Below are 25940 nucleotides of genomic sequence, written 5' to 3' on the forward strand. Positions count from 1 at the left end.
CCATACCGGTTCTAATGCTCCGGAAATTCCTGCTGGCAGCGCGCCCTCCGCCACCCCTCATACCGGCACTCTTTCAGGCACGTGCCGGCCACGACGCCGGCTCGCCCCCTGGGAAGTCACCCACCCTCTCAACTCAATTCGTTCTGGTAATGATGTTCCGTCGTCACGTACCAGCCGCGGCGCACTTCCACCGGCTTGTCGCCATAGGTGTAGGAAACGCGCTCGACGCTCAGCAGCGGAAACCCCTTCGGCACCTTGAGCAGTTCCGCGGTCATGTCGTCCGCGGCCACCGCGCGGACTTTTTCCACAGCGCGAATCATGCGCGTGCCGAATTCGTCTTCGAAGAGGCCATACATCGGCCCCGTGTATTCATTGAGCCTCTCGGCCGTCAGCCCGCGGAACAGGGCGCCCGGCAACCAAATTTCGTCGAGCACCGTCGGACGGTCCGAGAAATCCAGCATGCGGCGGATCAGAATGACGCCATCGCCCGCGCGCAGGTCAAGCTGGCGCGCAATTTCCGCCGGTGCGCGCATACGGCGACACTCGATCAGTCGACTGGGCGGGTGATGGGGTTCGCCCGAGTCGGGCGCAAGACGCAGGAACCGGAACTGCACCCGGTCCTCATGATGGGTCGCGACGAACGTGCCGCGCCCCTGGCGGCGCACGAGCAGGTTCTCGGCGGCCAGCTCGTCGATGGCTTTGCGCACCGTTCCCTGGCTGACCTTGTAGCGGGCTGCCAGATCGACTTCACTGGGAATGATTTCGCCGGGCTTCCATTCGCCGGCTTGCAGACCCTGGGTAATGAGCCCCTTGATCTGCTGGTAGAGCGGGCTGAAGGTCGGCGACGCCCCCACAGCTGCCGCACCCTGCGTGGCCTGGGGGGCCGGTACGGCATCGCGCGCGCTGTCCGGTCGCTGCGGAGCATCGACAGTCGGCGTAGGGTTGGATGTGTCGCGAACATTCGCATTCATGGCGGCGATTTGACCACAAATCAAGGCCTTCGTCTATCGAATAACAGCAATAATCCTATGTCTTATATAAGACATAAGATAGAGTTGACATTCGGTGTGGCGACTCCTACACTGGCGCGGGCTAACAGGGGCCTGCAGCCGCGGCACGGCTATCTTATAAGAGAGTCCGGCGCTTCGCACTCATTGACAGCAGTTCACCCCGCAGCCCGCAAGCTTCCGTAGGTCAAGGAATTTTAGGAGCTTCGTGTGACGCGGCGCTGTCAGCCTGGCAAAAAAGCCACCCGGACGGCGAGCTTACCCCGAGCTTCGCAGGAATTTGTACACGTCTGGAGAGATTCTCATGGCAAAACCCGCAATGCGTGTCGCCGTCACCGGCGCCGCTGGCCAAATCGGCTACTCCCTGCTGTTCCGCATCGCCAACGGCGACATGCTCGGCAAGGACCAGCCCGTCATCCTGCAACTGCTCGACCTCCCGCAAGCTCAAGCCGCCGTCAAGGGCGTTGTGATGGAGCTGGAAGACTGCGCGTTCCCGCTGCTCGCCGGCGTGGTCATCACCGACGACCCGAAGGTCGCTTTCAAGGATGCCGACGTCGCCCTGCTGGTTGGCGCCCGTCCGCGCTCGAAAGGCATGGAGCGCAAGGATCTGCTCGAAGCCAACGGCGCGATCTTCACGGTGCAGGGCAAGGCCCTGGACGACGTCGCCAAGCGTGACGTCAAGGTGCTGGTCGTCGGCAACCCGGCCAACACCAACGCCTATATCGCCATGAAGTCGGCACCGAACCTGCCGAAGGAAAACTTCACCGCGATGCTGCGCCTGGATCACAACCGCGCCCTGTCGCAACTCGCCGCCAAGACCGGCAAGCCGGTCGCCAGCATCGAAAAGCTGGCCGTGTGGGGCAACCACTCGCCGACCATGTACGCCGACTACCGCTTCGCCACGATCGACGGCCAGGGCGTGAAGGCGATGATCAACGACGACGTGTGGAACAACGACGTGTTCCTGCCGACCGTCGGCAAGCGCGGCGCCGCCATCATCGAAGCCCGTGGCCTGTCGTCGGCCGCTTCGGCCGCCAACGCCGCCATCGACCACATCCATGACTGGGTGCTGGGCTCGAATGGCAAGTGGGTCACGATGGGTATCCCGTCGGACGGCTCGTACGGCATTCCGCAAGACGTGATCTACGGCGTGCCGGTGATCTGCGAAAATGGCAAGTACAAGCGCGTGGAAGGCCTCGAGATCGATGCTTACTCGCGCGAAAAGATGAACTTCACGCTCAACGAACTCGAAGAAGAGCGCGCTGGCGTGGCACATCTGCTGGGCTAACCCCCAGGGAACCGGCCCCATGCGACGCCACAAGCGTCGTCGGGGGCCGAAACTGCGCCGGCGGCTTACCCCCAGTGCCGGCGCAACTCCCGTCATCGAGGGAAAAGTTTCAACGTTCGCAGCCCCAGTGACGACATGTTGCGCAGAAGACCGCGCCAGCCATCGCGCTATGATCCGGCACGACGTCACGCAACACCGAGCGATTTCTTGGCCAAGCAAATGCAACGCCTGACTGCCGCAACCCGCGCGTTGTACCAGATGACCGGCGAGCGCGCAATGTCCGCAGCGACCGCGCCGCATGATGCCCTGCGTTTGCTTCGCCAAGCCTCCCGCCCGTCGCCCGTCATGTTCTCGCTCGACAACGACTTCACGCGTGAGCGCAGTCTGGCCCCGCGCCCCCTCGAATTCCGCACCGCAACACCCCACCCAGTGCCGCCGGACCGTACCGCCGGCGCCTGGGGCGCCTGGCGCGAAGGAATTGAAAAAATTTGTATGGTGACGCTGATCAACGCAGACTTCGTAAGATAATCTGCGCTTTTGTCGGCCCTTATCCATTGTTTGGAGATTCACCATGAAGAAGCTTTGTCTGACCGTGCTGGTTGCCCTCTGCTCCGCCGCCGTCGTGCCGGCCGCAATTGCCGCTGAACCGGCCGGCAAGACAACGGTCAAGAAGGCCGCACCGAAGAAGAAGGTGAAGAAGGCGTCGACCAAGAAGAAGGCTGCCGTTACCGCTGCGGCAGTCCAACCGGCCGACGGTTCGGAGCTGTGGAGCTGCAAGGAAAACGAAAAGCTCTACATCAAGGGCAACATGAAGCGCGACCAGGTCCTCACCATGTTCTGGGAAGGCCGCAACTACAAGCTCCCGCGCGAGCAGACGACGACGGGCGCTGACCGTTTCTACGACGCCGCCAGCGGTTTGGATCTAGTGGTGATTCCGGCCAAGGCCATGCTGTTCACGCACCGCGATGGCGGCAGCCGACTGGCTGACGAATGCATGACGTACGAGATGTCGGAGCATGACAAACTGGCCCCGACGCAATCGGTCCAACTGATCAAGGTGACCAACTGAGCCGCGCCCGGTTGACACCGGCTTCGATCGCATGACGCGCCAGCCGCTTTCCTGGCGCCGCCTCGGCATGATATGCAGTCCCCGGCGCTTCTGTCGCCGGACACTCGACGTAACGGCATCGACACGGGCACCCACGTAGTGCCCGTGCAATGCCGGCCTCCATTGAATTGCACTACCACCGCTTCGTTTTTCTGTATCACTCAAGGAAAGATCATGGCCCACAACCTCCACAAAACGCTTAAAGAGTTCAAGCTCAGCGGCGACAAGAAAGGCAAGTTCTACTCGCTGCCCCAACTGGGTAAAGCCCTGGGTGTGAACGTCGAACGCCTGCCGGTGTCGATCCGACTCGTCCTTGAGTCGGTGCTGCGCAACTGCGACGGCAAGAAGGTCACCGAAGCCCACGTCCAGCAACTGGCCAACTGGAAGCCGAATGCCGAGCGCGTCGACGAAATCCCGTTCGTCGTGGCACGCGTCGTGCTGCAGGACTTCACCGGCGTGCCGCTGCTGGCCGACCTGGCCGCCATGCGCAACGTCGCCGAGCGCCAGGGCAAGAACCCGAAGCGCATCGAGCCGCTCGTGCCGGTGGATCTGGTGGTCGACCACTCGGTCCAGATCGATCACTTCCGCGAAAAGAAGGCGCTCGACCTGAACATGAAGCTGGAATTCAAGCGCAACAACGAGCGCTATCAGTTCATGAAGTGGGGCATGCAGGCGTTCGACACGTTCGGCGTCGTACAGCCCGGCTACGGCATCGTGCACCAGGTGAACCTGGAATATCTGGCACGTGGCGTGCACAAGAAGGACAACGTGTTCTACCCGGATACCCTGGTGGGGACCGACAGCCACACGACCATGATCAACGGTATCGGCGTGGTGGGCTGGGGCGTCGGCGGCATCGAAGCCGAAGCCGGCATGCTGGGGCAACCGGTGTACTTCCTGACGCCTGACGTCGTTGGCGTGGAACTGACCGGCCGCCTGCGCGAAGGTGTGACCGCCACCGACCTGGTGCTGACCATCACGGAAATGCTGCGCCGCGAGAAGGTCGTCGGCAAGTTCGTCGAGTTCTTCGGCGAAGGCACGACCAGCCTGGCGCTGCCGGACCGCGCCACCATCGCGAACATGGCCCCGGAATACGGCGCCACGATGGGCTTCTTCCCGGTTGACGAAAAGACGATCGACTACTTCAAGGGTACGGGCCGCACGAAGTCCGAAATCGACGCCTTCGAATCGTACTTCAAGGCCCAGAAGATGTTCGGCGTTCCGAAGACGAACGAGATCGACTACACGAAGACGGTTTCGCTGGATCTGGGCACGGTTGCACCGTCGCTGGCCGGCCCGAAGCGTCCGCAGGACCGTATCGAAATCGGCAACGTGAAGTCGACATTCAATGACCTGTTCACGAAGCCCGTCGCCGAGAACGGTTTCAACAAGACCGAAGCGCAGCTCGACACGACCTACCAGACGGCCAGCGGCATCGATGTGGACAACGGCGACGTGCTGATCGCCGCGATCACGTCGTGCACGAACACGTCGAACCCGAGCGTGCTGCTCGCCGCCGGCCTGCTGGCCAAGAAGGCCGTGGAAGCGGGCCTGAAGGTGGCGCCGCACATCAAGACCTCGCTCGCCCCGGGAAGCCGTGTGGTGACCGAGTACCTCGAAGCGGCTGGCCTGCTGCCGTACCTCGAGAAGCTGGGCTTCGGCGTGACGGCCTACGGCTGCACGACCTGTATCGGCAATGCCGGCGATCTGACGGCCGAGCTGAACGACACCATCGTGAAGAACGACATGGTCGTCGCCGCGGTGCTCTCGGGCAACCGTAACTTCGAAGCGCGTATTCACCCGAACATTCGCGCCAACTTCCTGGCGTCGCCGCCGCTGGTCGTGGCCTACGCCATCGCCGGCAATGTGACGCGCGACCTGATGACCGAGCCGGTCGGCAAGGGCCGTGGCGGCCGCGAGATCTTCCTGGGCGACATCTGGCCGACCAGCGAGGAAGTCCACAAGCTGATGAAGTTCGCGATGAACGCGAAGACCTTCAAGACGAATTACGACACGGTGAAGGATCCGAGCCCGCTGTGGGCCAAGATCAAGGGTTCGAAGGGCCAGGTCTACGATTGGCCGGGTTCGACGTACATTGCCGAGCCGCCGTTCTTCGAAGGCTTCACGATGGAACCGAACGCCGACATCAAGCCGATCCATGGCGCACGTGCCCTGGGCGTGTTTGGCGACTCGGTCACCACCGACCACATCAGCCCGGCCGGTTCCATCAAGGAAACCTCTCCGGCAGGCAAGTGGCTGCTCGACAATGGCGTGCTCAAGGCCGACTTCAACAGCTACGGCTCGCGTCGTGGCAACCATGAAGTGATGATGCGCGGCACGTTCGCCAACGTGCGTATCAAGAACCTGATGATCCCGGCGAAAGCTGACGGTTCGCGCGTGGAAGGCGGCCTGACGATTCACCAGCCGAGCGGCGAAACGCTGTCGATCTACGACGCCGCGATGAAGTATGTCGGCGAGAACACCCCGACGGTGGTGTTTGGCGGTGAAGAGTACGGCACGGGTTCGTCGCGTGACTGGGCGGCCAAGGGCACGCAACTGCTGGGCGTGAAGGCGGTCATCGCGCGCTCGTTCGAACGTATCCACCGCTCGAACCTGGTCGGCATGGGCGTGCTGCCCCTGCAGTTCAAGGGGTCGGACAGCGCACAGTCGCTGGGCATCACGGGCGAAGAGACGTATGACATCGAAGGGCTGACGGCCGACATCAAGCCGCAACAGGATGTCACGCTGGTGATCCACCGCAAGAACGGCGAGACGCAAAAGGTGCAAGTCCTGCTGCGCATCGACACGCCGATCGAAGTGGATTACTACAAGCACGGCGGTATCCTGCCGTTCGTGCTGCGCCAGTTGCTCGCGGCTGCCTGATCAGCCGATCAGCAACGCAGCAATGACGCACGCCGCCGGATGACGATTTGTCGTCCGGCGGCCTGCAAAACCCGGCTTCGCGCCGGGTTTTGTCGTTTTGAGCGACGCATCGCTGTCATGTCCGAAAATGGCTAGCGCCTAGTGGGCGTCGCGCGTAGAGTGACGTGCATAGTCTCCGCTCTCGTTGCCGGACCACCCACGCCCCCATGTCCATGCCCCTCGATCCCGAAGTCTGCTACAAGGCCGTCAGCGCCCGCGACCGGCGCTTCGACGGCTGGTTTTTCGTCGGTGTGTCGTCCACCGGCATCTACTGCCGGCCGGTGTGCAACGTGCGCACGCCCCGCTTCGAAAACTGCTCGTTCTATGGCAGCGCCGCCGCCGCGGAGAAGGCCGGTTTTCGTCCGTGCCTGAAATGCCGCCCCGAACTCGCGCCTGGCCTCGCCCGTTTCGACGCCACCCGCGAACTCGCCGACGCCGCGGCCGCCATGATCGACGAAGGCTTTCTCAATCACGCCGACCTCCCCGCCCTCGCGGCCCGTATCGGCATCACCGAACGCCATCTGCGCCGCATCTTCGCGGACGAATTCGGCGTCTCCCCCATCGAGTACGCGCAGACGCAACGACTCCTGCTGGCCAAGCGTCTGCTCACCGATACGGCCATGCCCGTGACGGAAGTCGCCCTCGCGGCCGGCTTCGGCAGCGTTCGACGCTTCAACGGACTCTTCAAGACGCGCTACGGCTTCGCCCCCGGCCGCCTCCGTCTGAACGCCCTGCACGATGCCCTGCCCGACAGCCATCTCGTGTTCCAGCTCGCGTATCGGCCGCCCTTCGCCTGGCACGCCCTGCTCGACTTCCTCGGCGACCGGGCCATCGATGGGGTCGAGCGGCGCGATGGAGACGTCTACACACGCACGCTGAGCCTCGAGCAGCAGGACGGGCAAACGGTCACAGGCTGGTGTCGCGTCGCGCCGCTACCGGATCGCCACGCGCTACAAGTGACGCTACCGCTCGCCCTGGCCGGCAGCGTGCCGCAGGTGCTGGGCAAGCTGCGGCATCTGTTCGATCTCGGCGCGCGTCCGGACGTGATCGATGCGCACCTCGGCCCGCTCGCCGCGCCGACGCCCGGCCTGCGCGTCCCGGGGGCGGTCGACGGTTTCGAAATCGCCGTGCGCGCCATCGTCGGCCAGCAGATTACGGTCAAAGGCGCCCGACGTTTGCTCGGCCGGCTCGCGCAACGCTTCGGCACACCCCTGCCCGCCCCCGCGCACGCACTGACACATACGTTCCCGAGTGCCGCGCAACTCCTCGCCGTGCCCCCCGACGGACTCGGCCAAGCCGGTATCATTCGAAGTCGCATCGCCGCCATCCACGGGGTGGCGCAGGCGCTCGTCGACGTCCGCTTGCGGCTGGATCCCCTGGCGCCGCTCGAAGCCACGATGGCGGGTCTGCTTGCGATCAAGGGTATCGGCCCCTGGACGGCGCAGTACATCGCCATGCGCGCGCTCGGCTCGCCCGATGCGATGCCCGTCGACGATCTGGTGCTGCGCCAGGCGCTCGGCGCGGTCGACGGACGTGCCGTCGCCACGCGGGCCGCGCAATGGGCACCCTGGCGCGCGTACGCGGCGCTGCATGTCTGGCGGGCGGCGGCGCAGGGGCCGGCAGGCCAGCCGGTCGAGACTTTGCAGGAGGTATGCGCATGACCCGCTATGAAACGTTTTACGACAGCCCACTCGGCGACATGCTGCTCGTCGCGAACGGCGACGCGCTCACCGGCGTGTATTTCTCACATCAGAAGTATTTTCCGCAGGACGGCGACGCCCGCCGCGATGGCGCCGGCCTCGCCATCCTCGATGACGCGAAGCGGCAGCTCGATGCTTATTTTCACGAACGGCGACGCACCTTCGACTTGGCACTGGCGCCCGAAGGCACGCCCTTTCAGCAACGCGTCTGGGCCGAACTGCGACGTATTCCGTTCGGCGAGACGCGCAGCTACGGCGACCTCGCGCACGCGTTGGGCGATCTCAATAAATCGCGCGCGGTCGGTGCCGCCAACGGGCGAAATCCCATCGCGATCATCGTGCCCTGCCACCGCGTAATCGGCGCTGACGGCACCCTCACCGGCTACGCCAGCGGCGTCGAGCGCAAGCTTGCCCTGCTCGCGCTCGAAGGGGCCGCGCTGGCCCCGGCCACGGGCGCCGCCATGGCGGCCACGCGTCGAACCCGACTCTCGGCCCCCGCCAATCTCGCGTTTGATTTCTGACGCCCCGGGGGGCCGAGGGGGCCGCATGTCGTCATTTTCAGGACCGGGGCGACGCGATAGGTGCGCGCGTCCCATCAATCGCGTTCACGCATGCCGTACAATCGTGAGTCCATGTATTTCTGCTTTGCACGACTATGCGCCCACGCACCGCCAAACGACTGACTCCCGACGCTGAAAAGCTGGTCGGCCACGCGCTCGCGCTCGCTGCCTCGGGCAGCCGTATCGAAGACCGTTTCTGGGAAGCCCAGCTCGACACGCTGCTCACGCGCGTGCTGCGCACCGGCAACCAACCGGCGATCGACGCCGCACTCGACCACCTTCAGGCCAACCACAGCGAAGCCTATGGCGCGCTCGCCGATCTGATCGAGTCGCAAAGCGAATCCGCCGAACCGGAAGTCGAAGGCCTGGTGTGGGACGGTCTGCTCGTCGCCATCCCGATCCTCGCCTGGACCCGTTACGCGATCCCGTCGGGCCCGGTGAAAGCCGATGCCCTTATGCCCATTCGCGCGCACCTGCATGCCCACGTGCTGGCCGAACCGGCGCGCGTGGCCATTTCGCCCTACCTCTACAGCATCGACCAACTGCCGCGCACGCATTGCGAATCGTGGAAGGTGACGCAGCAACTGGTACGCGCGGCGGTCGACGGCACCGACGTCAAACACCCCGGGAACGACCTGCCGGAAACGGCCCCGATTCTCGCCGACCCGCGCTTCCTGCTCGCGGCCGTCAGCGTGCCCAAGGGGGCGCCGATGTTCCGCTGGCAGGAAGAGGGCGCGCGCCACGCCGAACGCGGCCAGTGCCAGGAGGCATGGTCGGCGCAGGGCGGCCCGAATCTCAATGCGCTGCTGCCGGGCTGCGAAATCGAGTGCCTGCTGCCCGACGCGTATTACGCGAGCTGCCGGGAAGCCGACGAGCGCATCCGTCCGCACACAATCCGCACGGCACTGCGCTATCTCGAAGACGTGCTCACGCTCACGCCGCCCGAGTTGCGCGCGGTCGTGGCCGGCTTCGGCGAGCAGAACATCGACGAATACCGCATCGGCTTCACACAGCGCGGCAGCAACGATGTCATCTATGGGGTGGTGTGGCCGCTGTACGGTCGTGAGAACGGCGAAGTCGAGGGCGGCGCGCTCGAGGAAGTCACCGACCTGCTCAAGGCCTGTGGCGTGACCGAGATTCGCAAGCATCCGGGGCGCTTCGATCCAGAGTATTGCGACGATTGCGGCGTGCCCCTGTATCCGGACCCCGTGGGCGAAGTCGTCCACGCGGAGATGCCGGAAGACGCCGAACCGAGCCGCCCGCACTTCCACTGATTGGCAGCGCGTCGCATCGACGCATTGCTCGATGCGCAACGACAATCAGGCAATGGCCGTGCGGTATCCGCGCACGGCCATTGTCATTTGTGCGACGTGTGCGGCGCCCCTCGCCCACGCACTCACCGACCCGCCCATGGCGCTGCCAAGGGCGACGGCAACGTCACGACACATCGATGCAGCCCATGCCCGGAGGCCAGGTACTTGCGCTCGAACGGTGTCATGGGTTCTACGCCTGCTTCGGGCGACCAGGCCTCCACGACCGGACGCACACCGCATAGCCATTCAACGGCCAACGCAAATTCCTCGATGTAGAGATCCCAGTTGCTGCGGCACTCCAGCACGCCACCGAGCGCCACCACGGTCGGAAACACCGCATGGGCGTGCCAGCGCCGTGCGAGTTGCCCGATCTTCGGCCACGGATTCGGGTACAGAAGGTAATGGCGTGCCGGGCGGATACCGGCCTCGAACAGTTGCCGCCAGAAGTCGACCAGATCGGCCCGCACCCACACGAAATTCCCGGGCCACTCGCCGTCCCACCAGTCTTTGCCGCGCACGATGCGACTCTCCGACTGATCGATGCCCATCACAAAGTGATCGGGAAATTGTGTCGCCAGCCGCAACGTGCTTTCGCCGACACCGCATCCCGCATCGATGATCAGCGGTGCAGCGCCGGCGTTGCGCCACGCGACGATGGCGGCGTCGAACGCGCCCGCGCTGTAGGCCGCGAGCGGCTTGCGATAGACCGCGTCGCGATGACGATCGACGAGCGCCGCCAGTTTGTCGTGAGGGCCGGTTTGGGCACTGGCCACCGTGCGTGAATTTGCGAACATGCCGAAATGAAAAAAGTGCCGGGCGAACGAAAGGCATCCCCGAACGCGCATCGCGAAAAAGCCCCGAAATTCGCCGTTGTTCGAGCGATCGCGGCGTTGATGCCGATGACAGAATTCGCCCCCTGCGCGTGCCGGACCGTTGGCGTGCCCGTCGCATGCGCGAGGGCATCCGCGCAGCCGCACTTCGCGCGTCGGGCGGGCCCGCATTGTAGCGCGCTGTAACTTTCGTGGCCTGCGCTGTTACGTCTGAGGGCTTACCCGGCGGGCGTCAGCGACATCTTTTCGGTTAAGATGGGAGCCGCTTTGCCGTTGTCTATCAAAATGCGGTCAAGCCTCTTCGCGAGCGGCGCGTGCTGAAGACACCCACGATGGGTCATCGCATGCCCGCATTGCTCTGCAATGCCTTAGCGCCCCCGAGAATACATCAAGCAATGTCGAATCGATTTTTTCAACGCGCCGCAGGCGTCCTGATGCGGGCCGTGCGGCAAGTTGCCGCTGCCGCGAGTGCCGCCCCCGTCGCGGCCATCATGGCGGCGGCGCCCCCCCTCGGCCTGTCTGTCGTCCCGGCCCCTGCACAGGCCTTCACGCTCGAACAGCATCGCGCGCTGGTCGACCAATTCGTCAACACCCGTCACGCCGATCCGCTGGTGGCCGATTGCGCCGCACACGCCAGTTTTGTCGTCGCCACGCTGCCCGGCTACGAGCGCGTCGAGTACGCCGACGACGCGCTCGATGCAGAGCACGCCAAGGTCTTGCCGTGGTCCGGTCCGTTCGACGACCACAAGCAACGTGTGGACGTCACGCAGATGGTCGAACTCGACGGCATCGGCAAACGTACCAACGGTCAGACGGACAACATTCATATTCGCTGCGGCTACGCGGACGGCCGCATGATGGGCTTCAACTATACGTCGCCGCTGTCGCAGGTCGAGCGACCAGTGACGCGGGCCAAACGCGGCTCGCATGGCAAAGCGACGCACGCGTCCGCGAAGTCGGGCAGGCACGGCACCAGGACCCAGTCGTCGCGCAGCAAGTCGTCGGCGAAAACGTCATCGCAGAAGGCGAGCAGCACCAAGAAGAGCGCGACGAAAAAGAAATCGCATTGATCGTTCGGTGACGGGCACCCACGCCCCCCACCTTACGCGTTATCGGCCTGCATCTGTGCCCAGATGGCGGCGAGCATCGACGCGCCCAATGCGGCGCTTCGGGCGCCGCTCCAGCCGACGTGCGGATCAGGACGGTTCGCATTGTCCTTGAACGGCATCTCGAGCGTGAGCGACAAGCAGCCGAAGCGCCGGGCGACCCACTTCGACGCGAGCTTGAACGACTCCGGCCCGTGCTTGCCCGGCGGATAGCCGAACTTGTCCTGAAAATCGAGGCTCGCCGCCTTCAGACGCTCACCAAACGCCTTCTCGCGCGCGAGCATCGCGTCGGTCGCCCCTTCCACGCCGTCGTTGCCGGCGAGAAATACGTAAGGCAGCGCCTCGTCGCCGTGAATGTCGAAGAACATATCGCAGCCGAGCGCCTCGATGGCCGTACGCACGTGATACACCTCGGGGCTGCGCGCCACGTCCGGCGCCAACCACTCGCGATTGAGATTCGCGCCCACTGCGTTGGTGCGCAGATTGCCCCGCGCCGACCCGTCGGGATTCATGTTCGGCACAATGTGCAACACCGCTTCGTCGAGTACCGCCGTCGCAAGCGGATCGCCGGCCCAATCCCCCGCGCCGAGCAGGCGGCGCAACAGCCCTTCCACGAACCACTCCGCCATCGTCTCGCCGGGATGCTGACGTGCGATCACCCAGAGGTTGCGCTTGCCCGCGCGCGACTCGCCGACCGTCAGCAGCGTCATATCCCGACCGTCGACGGTCTGCCCCAGTGAGCGCGAATGCACCCGCGGCGAATTCTGCGCCGTGCCGAGCAGCGCCAGATGACGCTCCTCCGCATACGGCTCGAAATACGCCAGATACACGCTGTCGTGTGCCGGCGTAAACGACACCGTCATGACCTTCGTGTCGTAGGAGGTGGGCACGCGGAACCAGGTCACGCGATCGTACGATGCTACCGCGCTGTAGTTCTCCCAGCCCCGCGGATACGACGTCTGCCCTGCGTTATCGAACACGATACGGCACGGCACACCGCCCACGCCCTGCACACGGAAATGGAACCACTGCGCAAACGCGGCGGCACCGTCCTGTGCAATGCGAACGTGAATATCGTCGGCATGCTCGGCACTCACCACCTCGATGGCACCGCTGTCGAACTTGCTGCTGATCTGGACGGTCATGACTTGTCTCGCAGGCGGAAATCAGAAACCCCGGGGCACATGCTCGGGGTCGAAAGTTGGCGAACGTCAGGCCACGCGACGGCGGAAGACCCAGAGCGCATCGTTCGAGACACTGTTGTCGAACGCATAACCTTCGCTGTCGAAGGCCTTGAGCTGCTGCACGTCGGTCACGCCGCGCTCGATGGCGTAACGCGCCATCAGACCGCGCGCCCGCTTGGCGTAAAAGCTGATGATCTTGTACTTGCCGCTCTTCCAGTCCTCGAACACCGGCGTAATCACTGGCGCGGCCACCAAACGGCGCTTGATGACCTTGAAATACTCCTCCGACGCCAGGTTCACGAGTACGCGACGCGTTTCGGCGTGCTCCGCGAGCGACGCATTGATCGTCTGCGTTACACGCTCGCCCCAGAACGCGTACAAATCACGCCCGCGCTTGTTGGAAAAGCGCGTGCCCATCTCCAGACGATACGGTTGGAGCAGATCGAGCGGACGCAGCACGCCATAAAGGCCGGACAGAATTCTCAGATGCTTCTGCGCGAAATCGAGCTGCGTGGCGCTCAGGGTGCGGGCGGCGAGGCCTTCGTAGACGTCGCCGTTGAAGGCAAGCACGGCCTGCTTGGCATTGCGCGTGTCGAAGCGGGCATTCCAGTCGGCGTAGCGGGTGACGTTCAGCGCGGCCAGTTGATCGGAAATGCTCATGAGCGAGCCCACCTGTGCCGGGCTTAGTTCGCGCAGGCCTTCGATCAGTTCGGCCGCGTCGTCGACGAACTGCGGCACGGTGTGCGTGCTCACGTGCGGCGGCGTTTCGTAGTCGAGTGATTTGGCCGGCGAAAGAACAATTATCATATTGGCTGCAGCGTTCCTGCGAAAACGAGAAACCGACATTCTATCCAATGCTTCAAAACGCCGTCGCCACTCCCGCCGAGCGAGCCTTCGCCGAGCATCTCGATACGCTCGCCACGCCGCCGCGCGTAGTCCTCGATACCAATGTCTGGATCGACCTGCTCGTCTTCGACGATCCCATCGTGCGCCCGGTAAGAGATGCGCTCGTCGAGCGGCGACTCATCGCACTCATGGCGACGCGCTGCCGTGACGAACTCGCCGTCGTACTCACTTACCCGCAATTTTCGTCGCGCGAGATCGACAACGACGCCGCGCTCGCCTGGGTAGATGCCCACACGCACCGCATCGTCGTGCCCGACGATGCCGCGCCGGGCGCCCCGCTGCCATTGTGCCGCGATCGCGACGATCAGAAGTTTCTAGAGGCCGCGCGAGACGGCCATGCGCACTGGCTGGTCAGCAAGGACAAGGCCGTGCTCAAGCTGCGTAGCCGGGTGGCCCGCCAGTTCGCCTTTCGTATCGTGACGGCGAGCGCTTTTGTATCGCTGCTGGACACGAGCGGGTAATGCCCGAAGGGCCGATCGAAATCGGCCGAGGTCTGGCCTCGGCGTCTCTGAAAATACAGCCAGACTTCGCGGCGCCGCCCGCATGCCGGACGCCGCAGCGTTAGAATGTCCGCCTGATCACTGCATCGTCCATTGCCTACATGAACGCGCCTCACTCCGCATCTGTCGCGCCCGCCGCCCCGGCGTTGGTCGCCCCACCGCTCGTGTCACGTCTGCCGAACGTCGGCACCACCATTTTCACCGTGATGTCCGCACTCGCCGCCGAGAAGCAGGCGGTGAACCTCGGGCAGGGCTTCCCTGATTTCGCGTGCGATCCGAAGATCGTCGACGCGGTCTCACGCGCCATGCGCGACGGCCACAACCAGTACCCGCCGATGGCCGGCGTCCCGGCACTGCGTCAGGCCATCGCCGACAAGATCGGCAAGCGCTACGGGCAACATTACGACTGGAACACGGAGATCACGGTGACGGCCGGTGCCACACAGGCCCTGCTCACGGCGATTCTCGCGTGCGTGCATCCGGGCGACGAAGTGATCGTGTTCGAACCGACGTACGACAGTTATGTCCCCTCGATCGAGCTGGCCGGCGGCAAGCCGGTGTTCATCACGCTCGACGCGCCCGACTTCCGCATTCCGTTCGACAAGCTCGCGGCAGCGATCACGCCGCGCACGCGTCTCATCCTGTTCAATACGCCGCACAATCCGAGCGGTACCGTGTGGCACGAGCAGGATCTCGCAAAGCTGGCCGAGATCGTCGCCGGCACCGATATCCTGTTGATCTCGGACGAGGTCTACGAACACATGGTGTACGACGGCAAGCGGCATGAGAGCGTCGCGCGCCATCCCGAACTCGCGCGCCGCAGCTTCATCGTGTCGAGTTTCGGCAAGACGTATCACGTCACGGGCTGGAAGGTCGGGTTCGTGGCGGCACCGGCGTCCCTGTCCGCCGAATTCCGCAAGGTGCATCAGTTCAACGTGTTCACGGTCAACACACCGATGCAGGTCGGTCTGGCCGACTACATGCGCGACCCCGCGCCGTATCTCGAACTCGCGGGCTTCTATCAGAAGAAGCGCGACCTGTTCCGCGAGGGGCTTGCGGGTACGCGCTTCAAGCTGCTGCCGTGTGAAGGCACTTACTTCCAGTGCGTGGATTACAGCGCGATCAGCGACATGAGCGAAGCCGACTTTGCGCTGTGGCTGACCGGCGAGATCGGCGTGGCGGCCATTCCCGTCTCGGCGTTTTACCACGCACCGCACGAATCGGGGGTGGTGCGCTTCTGCTTCGCCAAGCAGGACGACACCCTGCGTGAGGCGTTGGCACGACTCGCAAAGATCTGACACCAATCACGTCGGCAAGCCGCAAAAAAGGGCCGCATTTTTTCAAATTGCGGCCCTTTCGTATTGACCGCCCCTCCACACCTGTTCGGGCTTGGTCGTGCTTATCCGTGCGTATTCTTGCTTATCCTTGCTTACCCCGCCTTCTTCGCCTGCTGCGCCTGCTGGTATGCCTTCTGCTCCGCACGCATCCGCTGGAACGACCCACGTTCGGCGAGCCCCTTGCCATAGGCCTTCCAGTCGATGCCGGCCGCCTGCAGGAAATCCTCGCCGTACACGGCTTGCGTGGCCATGCCCAGGATCGGCAGGTGGATGCCGGCGACGATGTCGGCCATCGAGAACGTTTCCCCGGCCAGGTGAGGCGCAAACTTCGCCAGTCGCTTGAACGCCGCGATGTTCCGACGCAGCAGCTTTTCGGTGCGGTGACGCGTGCCCTCCGACGCCGCCGCGCCGAAAAACGCCTGCCCGTAGATATCGCGCACGACCAACTCGAGATGCAACTCCACCATCGTGAGCAATTCGCGCTCCTTCGCCCGCTGCCACGGATCGTTCGAGAACAGCGCCGGCGACGGATGCGTCGCTTCGAGGAAATCGCAGATCACCTGCGACTCGGACAGGAATCCGTGCTCCGTCTCCAGGTACGGCACCTTGCCGAGCGGTGAGCATTGCAGCACCGATTCGTCCTGACACGGGATCGACTCGGACTCCTCGAAGGGCAAGCCCTTCTCGTACAGCACGACCTTGACCTTGTTGTAGTAGTTGCTGATGGGAAAACCGTACAGCTTCAACATATTCTCTCCGAGGCATCACGGCCAGCGCCTCGGCTGTCGTCGAGGCGGCGGGGCGTGCGCGGTTTCATGATGCGTCCCTGGTGCGCTGCCGCCAGTGGGCGGCGGCGTCTCGTTAGCGGCCCGCCGCGCGACGGTTGTAGCGCCAGAGTCGATCCACAGGCTCACGATGCCATGCGGCGTGGGTGACGTGTACAACCGGTGCGATAGGCGGCCACCCGCAGTGTAACGGCATCGCATGATCGCTCGCGAGACACGTGCGCCGGAAGACGTCCCGAAATCCGTCTCTGGACGCCACGGCAGCCCCGCGATCGCCCGCCCTGCGTTCGACCGCCCAGCGGAACAAGCGCTGGCAGCCGCAGCAAGATCGGCGACAATAGCGGCAACGTGACTTGGGCACCGGTTTGCATTATCCGACGAGTCGCCAGGAAATTTATTTCCAGACCGACCGGTCGGACGATAAAATGACACCTCACGGCCATGCCCGCCCGCCGGCGCTACCCGCGTCCCCTGATCGACGATTACCGATATCCATTTCGAGACACTTCGTATGACTGCATCTTCCTCCCAGGCCTGCGCGACCTCCCCCGGCAAGGCTATCGACGTTCTGGGCATCGTCGGCGCCGGCGCCATGGGCCGTGGCATCGCCCAGATCGCCGCGCAGGCCGGCCTGCGTGTGAAGCTATACGACACCAACGCCAGCGCCGTGCAAGCCGCAATGGGCACGCTGCGCGAAACGCTGGACAAGCTCGCCGCGAAGGGCAAGATCGACGCGTCGAGTGTCGAAGCAACGATGGGCCGTCTGCACGCATGCGGCGCGCTCGAGGATCTGGCCGATTGCCAACTCGTCGTCGAAGCCATCATCGAGAGGCTCGACATCAAGCGCGATCTGTTTCGTTCGCTCGAGGGCATCGTTGCCGCCGACGCGATTCTCGCGTCGAACACGTCGTCGCTGTCGATTACGGCGATTGCGGCCGCGTGCGAGCGCCCGGCGCGCGTGGCCGGCTACCACTTCTTCAATCCGGTGCCGCTCATGAAGGTCGTGGAGGTCATCGACGGCCTGCGCACCGCCCCCGAGGTCGGTGACGCCCTGCTCGCGCTGGGGCAGCGCATGGGGCACACGGCCGTGCGCTGCAAGGACATGCCGGGCTTCATCGTCAACCACGCCGGGCGCGGCATGAACACCGAAGGCTTGCGCGTGGCGAGCGAAGGCGTGGCGAGCTTTGCCGATATCGACCGCATCCTGCGCGAACAAGCGGGCTTCCGCCTGGGGACGTTCGAACTGCTCGATCTCACGGCGCTCGACGTCTCGCATCCCGTGATGGAGTCGATCTACCATCAGTTCTACGAGGAAGCGCGCTTTCGTCCGTCGCCGATCACGGCCGTGCGCTTCGCGGGCGGCCTGCTGGGCCGCAAGGTCGGTGAAGGCTTCTATCGCTACGTCGACGGCAAACCGCAGGTGCCGCCCGAAGCCCCGGTGCCCGATACACTGCCCGCAAGCGTCTGGGTGAGCCGGGCCGATACGCGCGGCTTCGCCGCCGTGATCGAACTGCTGGGGGCGACAGGTGTGACCATCGAAAGCGGCGACAAGCCCTCGGCGACGGCGCTGATCGTTGTCACGCCGCTCGGCCTCGACGCCACGACCTGTGCCGTCGAACAAGGGCTCGACGCGGCGCGCACCGTGGCCGTCGACACGCTGCTGCCGCTCGCCGGCGCGAAGCGTCATACGTTGATGACCACGCCGATCACGACGCCCGAGGCGCGCAACGCCGCGCACGCCCTGTTTGCGCACGGCGGCACGCCGGTGACGGTAATTCGAGACTCGGCGGGCTTTGTCGCCCAGCGGGTGATCGCTACCATCGTGAATATCGGCGCGGACATCGCGCAGCAACGCATCGCCGCGCCGGGCGACATCGATCGCGCCGTGACGCTGGGTCTGGGCTATGCCAAAGGCCCGCTCGCGCTTGGCGACGCCGTCGGCGCGCGCCAACTGCTCGCCGTCCTGCGCAACCTGCAATCGTTCTACGGCGATCAACGCTATCGTCCGTCGCCGTGGCTTACGCGCCGCGCGCAACTGGGTGTGTCGCTGCTGACCGAAGAACAGTGAACCGGAGACTCGCTTCATGTGCGCCGAACTGCTTGCCGAACGCGTCGACCACACCCTGGTGCTGACGCTGTCGAACCCCGGGGCGCGCAATGCGCTGCATCCCGACATGTACGCCGCCGGGGTCGAAGCGCTGGCCACCGCCGAGCGCGATCCGTCCGTGCGGGCCGTGGTGCTCACCGGCGCCGACAACTTCTTTTGCGCGGGCGGCAACCTGAACCGGCTGCTGGAGAATCGCCAGAAGGATCCGTCGGTGCAGGCGGCGAGCATCGACGCGCTGGCCGAATGGATCGAGGCGCTGCGCGCGTGTCCGAAGCCGATCATCGCGGCGGTCGAAGGCGCCGCCGCCGGGGCGGGCTTCTCGCTCGCGCTCGCGTGCGACCTTCTCGTCGCGGCCGACAACGCCAAGTTCGTGATGGCCTACGTCAAGGTCGGTCTTACGCCCGACGGCGGCGGCTCGTGGTTCCTCTCGCAAGCCCTGCCCCGCCCGCTCGCCACCGAGATCCTGCTCGAAGGCAAGCCGGTGGCCGCCGGGCGTCTGGCCGCCGCCGGTCTCGTGAACCGGGTGGTCGCACCGGGCCAAGCCCGTGCCGAGGCGCTGAACTGGGCGACCGATCTCGCGCAGCTCTCGCCAAACGCCGTCGGCCGAATCAAGTCGCTCGTCGAGAGCGGCGCCAGCCAGACGCTCACCTCGCAGTTGGGGGCCGAGCGCGATAGCTTCGTCGCGTCGCTTCACCATGCGGACGGCCTGGAAGGTATCAGCGCCTTCCTCGAGAAACGTGCGGCAAAATACGCCTGATCGCCCCTGATTGACGGCGCGCGCGAACGTCAGACGCGCGCCGCTGGCCAATGCCTTGCCGCCGCGCGTCGACCGACTGCCGGCACCCCGCTCAGGAGAATTACCCCATGCGCGCCTCACCTGACCAGCCTGGTCCCGACGCCGGTCCCTTGGTGTTCACGCCGCCGCAGCGCCGCCGCATCTATCTGATGCGTCATGGCGACGTGACCTATTTCGACGACAGCGGCAAACCCATCGACGCCGACACCGTCACGCTCAACGACCTGGGACGCTCGCAAGCCAGCGCCGCCGGACGCGCCTTTGCCGCCGAGAACATCCGCTTCGACCGCGTGATCGTGAGCGGCCTGCCGCGCACCCGCGAGACGGCCGAGCACGTGCTGGCCGAGACGGGCCAACAGATCGGCATCGAGACGTGGACATGCTGGCAGGAAATTCGCGCCGGCAGTATTTCCGACATGCCGCCCGGCGAAATCGCGCAGGCGTTTCTCGGCGCGTTCGACGGCCTTGTGCCTGAGAGCACCCGCTTCATGAACGGCGAGTCGGTGCGCGAGTTGCTCGACCGCGTGGTGCCGCCCCTGGCGGAGTTGCGGGCCGATACGTCGTGGGACACAGTGCTGCTGGTGTTGCATGGCGGCGTGAATCGCGCGATTCTCTCGCATGCCATGCATCCGCTCGGGCGTCTCTTCCTGGGCCAGCTCGCCCAGACACCCGCCTGCATCAACGCGCTCGATGTGGGTGACAAACCCGAAGACTGGGTCGTGCGCCTGATGAACTTCGCGCCGCCGCAACTGCTGCATCGCGACAACCGGCTGACGGTCATGGAAAAGATCTTCGCGTCGTTCGTGCGCACGCGAGCGCGAAGATGAACACGTCGCGCGATCGCATGAAGTGAAGCGGCTGCGCCGGCATCCGGCAAGACCGTCGAAACGGTCAAACCGGTCAAAGCGGTCGAAATCGTCAAAATCAACGTAGCACCGGAAATGCAGGAGACAGCATGGCCGAGGAGCTTGCGCAGGACTATTCCACATTCGCCGGCGAACGCCCGCTGGACGCTCGCGTGCCCTTCGATACCGCCGCGCTCGAAGGCTGGCTCGCCGCGCAGGTCGACGGCTTCGCCGGGCCGCTGACAATCACGCAGTTCAACGGCGGCCAATCCAATCCCACCTATCGCCTGACCACGCCCGGCGCCGCCTATGTGCTGCGCACCAAACCCGCCCCGGCGGCCAAACTGCTCCCATCCGCCCACGCCATCGAGCGCGAATATCGCGTGATGGATGCCCTCGCCGGCACCGACGTCCCCGTCGCCCGTATGCGCGGCCTGTGCGTGGACGAAAGCGTGATCGGGCTGGCGTTCTACGTCATGGACTTCGTACCGGGACGCGTGTTGTGGGATCCCTCGCTGCCCGGCATGTCGCCGGCCGAGCGCGCTGCCATCTACGACGAGATGAACCGTGTCATCTCGGCCTTGCACCGGGTCGACTACCACGCCATCGGCCTTGGGTCCTACGGCAAGCCGGGCGACTACATCGCGCGCCAGATCGCCCGGTGGAGCCGGCAATACCGCGCCTCACAGACGCAGGCCATCGACGCGATGGACCGACTCATCGAGTGGCTGCCCGCGCATCTGCCAAGCGGCGTGCCCGAGCGCACGAGCGTCGTGCATGGCGACTTCCGCCTGGACAACCTGATCTTCCATCCGAGCGAGCCACGCGTGCTCGCCGTGCTCGACTGGGAACTGTCCACGCTCGGCGACCCGCTCGCCGACTTCAGTTATCACTGCATGGCATGGCACGTCAGCCCCGGCGTCTTTCGCGGAATTGCCGGTCTCGACTGGAAAGCCCTCGGCATCCCGGACGAGAACGCCTACGTCGCCCGCTACAGCGAGCGCACGGGGATCACCCGGCCCGCGCAGTGGAATTTCTATCTCGCGTATAACATGTTCCGTATTGCTGCGATTCTGCAAGGCATCATGAAGCGTGTCGCCGATGGCACCGCCGTCAGCCAGCAGGCGCTCGATGCGGGCAAGCGCGCGCGGCCGATGGCCGAACTGGCCTGGGCGTACGCGCAGCGCAGTACGGACCCCGTGTAACAACAATCGCGATCACGCAGGCAGTCACGGAACGGAGATCTCATGGATTTCAGCTACAGCCCGAAAGTCGAGGCATTGCGAACGCGCCTCGCCGCGTTCTTCGACGAGCACATCTTCCCGAACGAACACCGCTATCTCGACGCGATCGAGGTGGCCCGGCGCCAAGGGGACGCGTGGCAGCCGTCGCCGGTCATCGAGCGCCTCAAGCCGCTCGCGCAGCAGGCGGGACTGTGGAACCTGTTCCTGCCCGACTCGGGGCGCGGCGCGGGCCTGACCAACGTCGAATACGCGCCGCTGTGCGAGATCATGGGGCAAGTGCCCTGGGCGCCGGAGGTCTTCAATTGCAATGCCCCCGACACCGGCAACATGGAAACGCTCGAGCGTTATGCCACCGACGCGCAAAAGACCCAGTGGCTCGAACCGCTGCTGCGCGGTGAGATCCGTTCCGCCTTCCTGATGACGGAGCCGGACGTGGCGTCGTCCGATGCCACCAACGTGCAATGCCGCATTCGACGCGACGGTGACGACTACGTCATCAATGGCCGCAAGTGGTGGTCGACGGGCGCGGGCGACCCGCGTTGCGCGCTCTACATCGTGATGGGCAAGACCGATCCGGACGCACCGAAGCACGCGCAACAGTCGATGATGCTCGTGCCAGCCGACGCCAAGGGTGTGACGCGCGTACGCCCGCTCACCGTCTTCGGCTACGACGATGCCCCGCACGGCCACATGGATATCGTGCTCGACGAGGTTCGCGTGCCGGCCAGCAGCCTGCTGCTGGGCGAGGGTCGCGGATTCGAGATTGCGCAGGGGCGTCTCGGTCCCGGCCGCATTCACCACTGCATGCGGCTCATCGGGCTGGCCGAGCGCGCGCTCTCACTGATGTGCCAGCGCACGCTCTCGCGCGTGGCGTTCGGCAAACCGATTGCGGCGCAGGGCGTCACGCGCGAGCGCATCGCCGAAGCCCGATGCCTGATCGAACAGGCGCGCCTGCTCACGCTCAAGGCGGCCTATATGATGGATACGGTCGGCAACAAGGCCGCGCGGGCTGAAATCGCCATGATCAAGGTCGTTGCGCCGAACATGGCGTGTCAGGTACTCGATTGGGCAATGCAGGCACATGGCGCGGCGGGCCTGTCCGGGGACTTTCCGCTGGCCTACGCGTACGCGAGCGCGCGTACGTTGCGCTTCGCTGACGGTCCCGACGAAGTCCATCGCAATGCCATCGCCAAGCTGGAACTGGCGCGTTACCCGAGCGCACCGAGCGCCCCGCCATCATCCGACACCCCAACGAGGAGCCGAAATTGATTCAGGTCTATTCCTGGGCCACGCCCAACGGCCACAAGGTCCACATCATGCTTGAAGAGTGCGAGTTGCCCTACCACGCACATCCCGTCGATATCGGGGCGGGCGATCAGTTCAAGGACGCCTTTCTCGCGATCTCGCCGAACAACAAGATTCCGGCCATCGTCGACGAGGAGGGCCCCGACGGCAAGCCGATCTCGCTGTTCGAGTCGGGGGCGATCCTGCTATATCTGGCGGGCAAGACCGGGCGCTTTCTGCCCGAGGACGTGCGCGGCAAGTACGAGACACTCGAATGGCTGATGTTCCAGATGGGCGGGGTCGGCCCGATGCTCGGTCAGGCGCACCATTTCCGGATCTACGCGCCCGAGAAGATCGATTACGCGATCAGGCGCTATACCAATGAGGCCCGGCGCCTGTACGGCGTGCTCGACAAGCAGCTCGGCCACCATCCGTATGTCGCTGGCGACATGTACACCATCGCGGACATCGCGATCTGGCCGTGGCTGCGCTCGTGGAAGAATCAAGGCGTGGTGATGTCGGAGTTCCCCAATGTGCAGCGCTGGTTCGAGGCCATCGAGGCGCGTCCGGCGGTGCAGCGCGGCATCAAGGTACTGGCCGAAGCGCGCCAGCCGTTCCAGGACGCCAAGGCGCGCGAAATACTGTTCGGCGCGACGCAATACACGCGCCACTAGGCCGCTCGCCCATCCACTGGGCGGGCCAGCCCCTGACTCGCCCCGCAACCTCGCCGCGCGCCGTTGGCCACGGATCGGCAGGAGGCGGGGCGAAGTGGTTTACACTTCACAACAGTCTGCGGTTCCGCCGCGACGCTGGCGGTGCTAATCTAGGCGCATCACGCTCGGCGCGTCCGGCGCAACGAATATGCCGAACACGTGCTTGCAGACGTTTTTCCAGATGTCTTTGACGCGGCTGGCAGCCGTCGTCCCCTTGCAGTTCGCAGTCCCTCGCCGCTGGCTTTTGGAAGATCCGGGAGATCCACATATGTCAGGCAAGTTCGAACTCAAGCGCAGCCCCAACGGTGAATTCCACTTTCATCTGCTGGCCGACAGCGGGCACATCATTCTCTCGTCCGAGACTTACAAGGCGCGTGCCTCTGCGCAGAACGGCATCGAGTCCGTTCGCAAGAACTCAGCCGAGGACCATCGTTTCGAGCGCAAGACATCGACGTCCGGCCGTCCGTATTTCGTGCTCAAGGCGCGCAACGGCGAGATCATCGGTCAAAGCCAGATGTTCTCCAGCGCCGAGCAAATGGAAGACGGCATCACGCAGGTCAAGCGCGACGCCCCGGCCGCTGCGGTGAGCGACTTGTCGCACTGAGCGAGATCGTCGCGGCAGGCCGACGCGTGTGCCGGAAGGCCTCGCGGTCGCGTGATTCAGGCGGGCCGCTTCAGATAGAGCCCGGTTCCCCGAAACCGGCACACTTCTTCGCCGTGCTGGTTGGTGGCTGTCCAGAGCTGGCGCACGATGCCCCGGTCGGGACGGCTCTTTGACGCGCGCACTTCCAGCGTGCTGCTCGTCACCGTGATCGTGTCTCCCGGACGCACCGGCTTGAGCCATTCGATCTGCTCGACCCCGGGCGACCCCATGCTCGACGAGCGCGAGAGCAGCTTGTCGACGTTCATCCGCATCATGATGCTGCACGTGTGCCAGCCGCTGGCCACCAGTCCGCCGAAATGCGACTCGCGCCCGGCCGCTTCGTCGATGTGGAACGGCTGCGGATCGAATTGCCGGGCAAAGTGCACGATCTCGTCGGCCGTGAACGTATATTCGCCCAGATCGAACGTGTCGCCCACTGCGAAGTCTTCGAAGTAGTACTCGAGCGTTGCCATCGCTACCTCCTGCGTGCGGCGCGCCGGTGTCATCTGCCAGGCGCGCACGAATGGAAAGGCGGGGAGATGGCCAGGGGAACGGGTGACGGGAAGAAAGCGATGACGCCTTCCGTCCCCAAAGGCCCCAGGCCGTTCCGGGGTTACTGTAACGTGTCCTTGAGGCCGTCGGGAATCGGTAGCGGCATGATGTCGATGCCCTCCTCCGCCAGCGCTTCGCCCTCTTCGCGCGACACGGTGCCGCGAATATTGCGTTCCGGGGCTTCCTGGTAGTGGATCTTGCGCGCCTCCTCGGCGAACTTGCTGCCCACGTCTTCCGTGTTCGCCATCACGTGGCGCACCGCCTTCATCCAGAGGGTCTGCAGTTCGCTTTTCGCCTTGGCGACGTCGCGCGAGGCGAAGTCGCCCCGCGATTGCGCCACCGGGGCGCCGTCAGCCGGCGACACGGCCCCCGACAGGTTCAGCCGCGGCGCAGACGGCATGCGGGCAATCTGCGCGTCGCCGCAGACGGGGCATGTCACCAGGCCCCGCGCTTGCTGCGACAGATAATCGTCCTCCGAGCCGAACCAGCCCTCGAAGGTGTGCTCATGCGCACAACGTAAATCAAAAACCTTCATGACGCGATGGATGTGTCCCGGCCCCGTCGGTCACGAGACCCGGGGTCGACAAGTTGACGGTGGCTCAACGCTGCGGCGACCGCTCGTTCGGCTGCCACACGCCTGATAATATCTTTTCCAGCCAAAACGCGCCGATGATCGATTTGACGTCCGTGATACGCCCGTCCCGCACCCATTGCAGCAGTTCGGTCGCCGGCATCTTGAACACGTCGAGAAACTCACCGTCGTCGAGGCGTTGCTCGCCAAGCGTCAGGTCGCGCGCGAGCCAGATGTCGATGAACTCGGTCGAATACGAAATCACCGGGTGAATGCGCGTGAGGTAATCCCAGCGCTCGGCGCGATACCCCGTCTCTTCCAGCAGTTCACGCTGCCCGCACGCCAGACCGCCTTCGGCGTCGTCGAGCTTGCCGGCCGGCAGCTCCGTCATCACACGCTCGAGCGGGTAGCGATACTGACGCTCCATGAGCACCTGACCGTCCTCGAACAGGGGAATCACCATGACAGCCCCCGGATGGGTGGTGTATTCGCGGGTTGCCGTCTTGCCATCGGGCAGGCGCACCCGGTCGCGCTTGATGGTCAGGAACGAACCGTCGTAGACCGTATCGCTCTCGAGACGCGTCTCAATCAGATGCCGATCGTCGAATTGTTGCTCGGCCATAAGCCCTCCACGGCTGA

The 25940-nt window shown here is 64.8% G+C and carries 25 protein-coding genes; 17 read left to right on the forward strand and 8 right to left on the reverse strand.

Going from position 1 to position 25940, the window contains the following annotated elements:
• Positions 1 to 128: 128 nt before the first annotated feature.
• A complete protein-coding gene (locus tag PTE31013_RS08405) occupies positions 129 to 971 on the reverse strand; it encodes a GntR family transcriptional regulator (protein WP_150612365.1) in 843 nt (280 codons plus the stop codon).
• Between the two features lie 340 nt (positions 972 to 1311).
• Here PTE31013_RS08405 and PTE31013_RS08410 point away from each other — a divergent pair, with 340 nt between their 5' ends.
• From PTE31013_RS08410 to PTE31013_RS08440, 7 genes are all read left to right on the forward strand, one after another.
• Complete coding sequence (locus tag PTE31013_RS08410; protein WP_150612366.1) at positions 1312 to 2295, forward strand: malate dehydrogenase; 984 nt, start codon at positions 1312 to 1314, stop codon at positions 2293 to 2295.
• 219 nt (positions 2296 to 2514) lie between these two features.
• On the forward strand, positions 2515 to 2823 hold the full coding sequence (locus PTE31013_RS08415; protein ID WP_150612367.1) for a hypothetical protein: 309 nt from the start codon (positions 2515 to 2517) through the stop codon (positions 2821 to 2823).
• Between the two features lie 43 nt (positions 2824 to 2866).
• Positions 2867 to 3364: a hypothetical protein gene (locus tag PTE31013_RS08420; RefSeq protein WP_150612368.1), complete on the forward strand. Its 498-nt coding sequence runs from the start codon at positions 2867 to 2869 to the stop codon at positions 3362 to 3364.
• A 213-nt stretch (positions 3365 to 3577) separates the two neighbouring features.
• A complete protein-coding gene (gene acnA, locus PTE31013_RS08425) occupies positions 3578 to 6286 on the forward strand; it encodes an aconitate hydratase AcnA (RefSeq protein ID WP_150612369.1) in 2709 nt (902 codons plus the stop codon).
• A 212-nt stretch (positions 6287 to 6498) separates the two neighbouring features.
• Entirely contained in the window at positions 6499 to 7986 is a 1488-nt protein-coding gene (locus PTE31013_RS08430) for a DNA-3-methyladenine glycosylase 2 (protein ID WP_246174256.1), read from the forward strand.
• Positions 7983 to 8546, forward strand: a complete 564-nt coding sequence (locus PTE31013_RS08435) for a methylated-DNA--[protein]-cysteine S-methyltransferase (RefSeq protein WP_150612371.1) — start codon at positions 7983 to 7985, stop codon at positions 8544 to 8546. Before PTE31013_RS08430 ends, PTE31013_RS08435 begins: the two co-directional genes overlap by 4 nt.
• Before the next feature lie 134 nt (positions 8547 to 8680).
• The gene (locus tag PTE31013_RS08440) at positions 8681 to 9859 is read left to right on the forward strand and encodes a DUF2863 family protein (protein WP_150612372.1); all 1179 of its coding nucleotides are present in this window, start codon (positions 8681 to 8683) and stop codon (positions 9857 to 9859) included.
• A 122-nt stretch (positions 9860 to 9981) separates the two neighbouring features.
• Here the strand turns inward: PTE31013_RS08440 and trmB are convergent, their stop codons facing one another.
• Positions 9982 to 10692 carry a tRNA (guanine(46)-N(7))-methyltransferase TrmB gene (trmB, locus tag PTE31013_RS08445; protein ID WP_150612373.1) on the reverse strand — a complete coding sequence of 237 codons (711 nt, stop codon included), beginning with the start codon at positions 10690 to 10692 and terminating at the stop codon, positions 9982 to 9984.
• Between the two features lie 431 nt (positions 10693 to 11123).
• On the opposite strand from trmB, the gene PTE31013_RS08450 reads away from it, so the two are divergent.
• Positions 11124 to 11798, forward strand: coding sequence for a BspC domain-containing protein (locus PTE31013_RS08450; RefSeq protein WP_150612374.1), 675 nt, complete (start codon positions 11124 to 11126; stop codon positions 11796 to 11798).
• A 32-nt stretch (positions 11799 to 11830) separates the two neighbouring features.
• Here PTE31013_RS08450 and PTE31013_RS08455 read toward each other — a convergent pair whose 3' ends face one another.
• Positions 11831 to 12979, reverse strand: coding sequence for a M14 family metallopeptidase (locus PTE31013_RS08455; RefSeq protein ID WP_150612375.1), 1149 nt, complete (start codon positions 12977 to 12979; stop codon positions 11831 to 11833).
• A gap of 66 nt (positions 12980 to 13045) precedes the next feature.
• Entirely contained in the window at positions 13046 to 13825 is a 780-nt protein-coding gene (gene yaaA / locus PTE31013_RS08460; RefSeq protein ID WP_150612376.1) for a peroxide stress protein YaaA, read from the reverse strand.
• A gap of 47 nt (positions 13826 to 13872) precedes the next feature.
• On the opposite strand from yaaA, the gene PTE31013_RS08465 reads away from it, so the two are divergent.
• Together PTE31013_RS08465 and PTE31013_RS08470 are read left to right on the forward strand one after the other, a co-directional pair.
• Positions 13873 to 14385, forward strand: a complete 513-nt coding sequence (locus PTE31013_RS08465; RefSeq protein ID WP_150612377.1) for a putative toxin-antitoxin system toxin component, PIN family — start codon at positions 13873 to 13875, stop codon at positions 14383 to 14385.
• 140 nt (positions 14386 to 14525) lie between these two features.
• On the forward strand, positions 14526 to 15722 hold the full coding sequence (locus PTE31013_RS08470) for a pyridoxal phosphate-dependent aminotransferase (protein WP_281351799.1): 1197 nt from the start codon (positions 14526 to 14528) through the stop codon (positions 15720 to 15722).
• A 131-nt stretch (positions 15723 to 15853) separates the two neighbouring features.
• Here PTE31013_RS08470 and PTE31013_RS08475 read toward each other — a convergent pair whose 3' ends face one another.
• Entirely contained in the window at positions 15854 to 16510 is a 657-nt protein-coding gene (locus PTE31013_RS08475) for a glutathione S-transferase family protein (protein WP_150612378.1), read from the reverse strand.
• 547 nt (positions 16511 to 17057) lie between these two features.
• Here PTE31013_RS08475 and PTE31013_RS08480 point away from each other — a divergent pair.
• The 7 genes from PTE31013_RS08480 (at position 17058) to PTE31013_RS08510 (ending at position 24139) form a co-directional block, all read left to right on the forward strand.
• The gene (locus PTE31013_RS08480) at positions 17058 to 18614 is read left to right on the forward strand and encodes a 3-hydroxyacyl-CoA dehydrogenase (protein WP_150612379.1); all 1557 of its coding nucleotides are present in this window, start codon (positions 17058 to 17060) and stop codon (positions 18612 to 18614) included.
• Between the two features lie 16 nt (positions 18615 to 18630).
• Positions 18631 to 19410, forward strand: coding sequence for an oxepin-CoA hydrolase, alternative type (locus tag PTE31013_RS08485; RefSeq protein WP_150612380.1), 780 nt, complete (start codon positions 18631 to 18633; stop codon positions 19408 to 19410).
• Positions 19411 to 19517: 107 nt separating this feature from the next.
• Positions 19518 to 20276, forward strand: a complete 759-nt coding sequence (locus tag PTE31013_RS08490; protein WP_150612381.1) for a histidine phosphatase family protein — start codon at positions 19518 to 19520, stop codon at positions 20274 to 20276.
• A 128-nt stretch (positions 20277 to 20404) separates the two neighbouring features.
• Entirely contained in the window at positions 20405 to 21499 is a 1095-nt protein-coding gene (locus PTE31013_RS08495; protein ID WP_150612382.1) for a phosphotransferase, read from the forward strand.
• 42 nt (positions 21500 to 21541) lie between these two features.
• Positions 21542 to 22807 carry an acyl-CoA dehydrogenase family protein gene (locus PTE31013_RS08500; RefSeq protein ID WP_150612383.1) on the forward strand — a complete coding sequence of 422 codons (1266 nt, stop codon included), beginning with the start codon at positions 21542 to 21544 and terminating at the stop codon, positions 22805 to 22807.
• Entirely contained in the window at positions 22804 to 23496 is a 693-nt protein-coding gene (locus PTE31013_RS08505) for a glutathione S-transferase C-terminal domain-containing protein (protein ID WP_150612384.1), read from the forward strand. Before PTE31013_RS08500 ends, PTE31013_RS08505 begins: the two co-directional genes overlap by 4 nt.
• 307 nt (positions 23497 to 23803) lie before the next feature.
• Positions 23804 to 24139, forward strand: a complete 336-nt coding sequence (locus PTE31013_RS08510) for a YegP family protein (protein ID WP_150612385.1) — start codon at positions 23804 to 23806, stop codon at positions 24137 to 24139.
• A gap of 56 nt (positions 24140 to 24195) precedes the next feature.
• On the opposite strand, the gene PTE31013_RS08515 is transcribed toward PTE31013_RS08510, so the two are convergent.
• From PTE31013_RS08515 to PTE31013_RS08525, 3 genes are all read right to left on the reverse strand, one after another.
• Entirely contained in the window at positions 24196 to 24651 is a 456-nt protein-coding gene (locus tag PTE31013_RS08515; protein WP_150612386.1) for a MaoC family dehydratase, read from the reverse strand.
• 140 nt (positions 24652 to 24791) lie between these two features.
• Positions 24792 to 25265: a DUF1178 family protein gene (locus tag PTE31013_RS08520; RefSeq protein WP_150612387.1), complete on the reverse strand. Its 474-nt coding sequence runs from the start codon at positions 25263 to 25265 to the stop codon at positions 24792 to 24794.
• Positions 25266 to 25329: 64 nt separating this feature from the next.
• The gene (locus PTE31013_RS08525) at positions 25330 to 25923 is read right to left on the reverse strand and encodes an NUDIX domain-containing protein (RefSeq protein ID WP_150612388.1); all 594 of its coding nucleotides are present in this window, start codon (positions 25921 to 25923) and stop codon (positions 25330 to 25332) included.
• Positions 25924 to 25940 lie beyond the last annotated feature (17 nt).

Source organism: Pandoraea terrigena (assembly GCF_902459705.1).
In the GTDB taxonomy this organism is placed as follows: Bacteria; Pseudomonadota; Gammaproteobacteria; order Burkholderiales; family Burkholderiaceae; genus Pandoraea; species Pandoraea terrigena.

Excerpts from the sequence above, each read along its gene's own strand:
- trmB (WP_150612373.1), bottom strand. The coding sequence starts at position 10,692 with ATGTTCGCAAATTCACGCACGGTGGCCAGTGCCCAAACCGGCCCTCAC.
- PTE31013_RS08420 (WP_150612368.1), top strand. The coding sequence starts at position 2,867 with ATGAAGAAGCTTTGTCTGACCGTGCTGGTTGCCCTCTGCTCCGCCGCC.
- PTE31013_RS08510 (WP_150612385.1), top strand. The coding sequence starts at position 23,804 with ATGTCAGGCAAGTTCGAACTCAAGCGCAGCCCCAACGGTGAATTCCAC.
- PTE31013_RS08410 (WP_150612366.1), top strand. The coding sequence starts at position 1,312 with ATGGCAAAACCCGCAATGCGTGTCGCCGTCACCGGCGCCGCTGGCCAA.
- PTE31013_RS08415 (WP_150612367.1), top strand. The coding sequence starts at position 2,515 with ATGCAACGCCTGACTGCCGCAACCCGCGCGTTGTACCAGATGACCGGC.
- PTE31013_RS08455 (WP_150612375.1), bottom strand. The coding sequence starts at position 12,979 with ATGACCGTCCAGATCAGCAGCAAGTTCGACAGCGGTGCCATCGAGGTG.
- PTE31013_RS08450 (WP_150612374.1), top strand. The coding sequence starts at position 11,124 with ATGTCGAATCGATTTTTTCAACGCGCCGCAGGCGTCCTGATGCGGGCC.
- acnA (WP_150612369.1), top strand. The coding sequence starts at position 3,578 with ATGGCCCACAACCTCCACAAAACGCTTAAAGAGTTCAAGCTCAGCGGC.
- PTE31013_RS08495 (WP_150612382.1), top strand. The coding sequence starts at position 20,405 with ATGGCCGAGGAGCTTGCGCAGGACTATTCCACATTCGCCGGCGAACGC.
- PTE31013_RS08440 (WP_150612372.1), top strand. The coding sequence starts at position 8,681 with ATGCGCCCACGCACCGCCAAACGACTGACTCCCGACGCTGAAAAGCTG.
- PTE31013_RS08480 (WP_150612379.1), top strand. The coding sequence starts at position 17,058 with ATGACTGCATCTTCCTCCCAGGCCTGCGCGACCTCCCCCGGCAAGGCT.
- PTE31013_RS08470 (WP_281351799.1), top strand. The coding sequence starts at position 14,526 with ATGAACGCGCCTCACTCCGCATCTGTCGCGCCCGCCGCCCCGGCGTTG.
- PTE31013_RS08435 (WP_150612371.1), top strand. The coding sequence starts at position 7,983 with ATGACCCGCTATGAAACGTTTTACGACAGCCCACTCGGCGACATGCTG.
- PTE31013_RS08525 (WP_150612388.1), bottom strand. The coding sequence starts at position 25,923 with ATGGCCGAGCAACAATTCGACGATCGGCATCTGATTGAGACGCGTCTC.
- PTE31013_RS08520 (WP_150612387.1), bottom strand. The coding sequence starts at position 25,265 with ATGAAGGTTTTTGATTTACGTTGTGCGCATGAGCACACCTTCGAGGGC.
- PTE31013_RS08405 (WP_150612365.1), bottom strand. The coding sequence starts at position 971 with ATGAATGCGAATGTTCGCGACACATCCAACCCTACGCCGACTGTCGAT.
- PTE31013_RS08490 (WP_150612381.1), top strand. The coding sequence starts at position 19,518 with ATGCGCGCCTCACCTGACCAGCCTGGTCCCGACGCCGGTCCCTTGGTG.
- PTE31013_RS08515 (WP_150612386.1), bottom strand. The coding sequence starts at position 24,651 with ATGGCAACGCTCGAGTACTACTTCGAAGACTTCGCAGTGGGCGACACG.
- PTE31013_RS08430 (WP_246174256.1), top strand. The coding sequence starts at position 6,499 with ATGCCCCTCGATCCCGAAGTCTGCTACAAGGCCGTCAGCGCCCGCGAC.
- PTE31013_RS08500 (WP_150612383.1), top strand. The coding sequence starts at position 21,542 with ATGGATTTCAGCTACAGCCCGAAAGTCGAGGCATTGCGAACGCGCCTC.
- PTE31013_RS08475 (WP_150612378.1), bottom strand. The coding sequence starts at position 16,510 with ATGTTGAAGCTGTACGGTTTTCCCATCAGCAACTACTACAACAAGGTC.
- PTE31013_RS08485 (WP_150612380.1), top strand. The coding sequence starts at position 18,631 with ATGTGCGCCGAACTGCTTGCCGAACGCGTCGACCACACCCTGGTGCTG.
- yaaA (WP_150612376.1), bottom strand. The coding sequence starts at position 13,825 with ATGATAATTGTTCTTTCGCCGGCCAAATCACTCGACTACGAAACGCCG.
- PTE31013_RS08465 (WP_150612377.1), top strand. The coding sequence starts at position 13,873 with ATGCTTCAAAACGCCGTCGCCACTCCCGCCGAGCGAGCCTTCGCCGAG.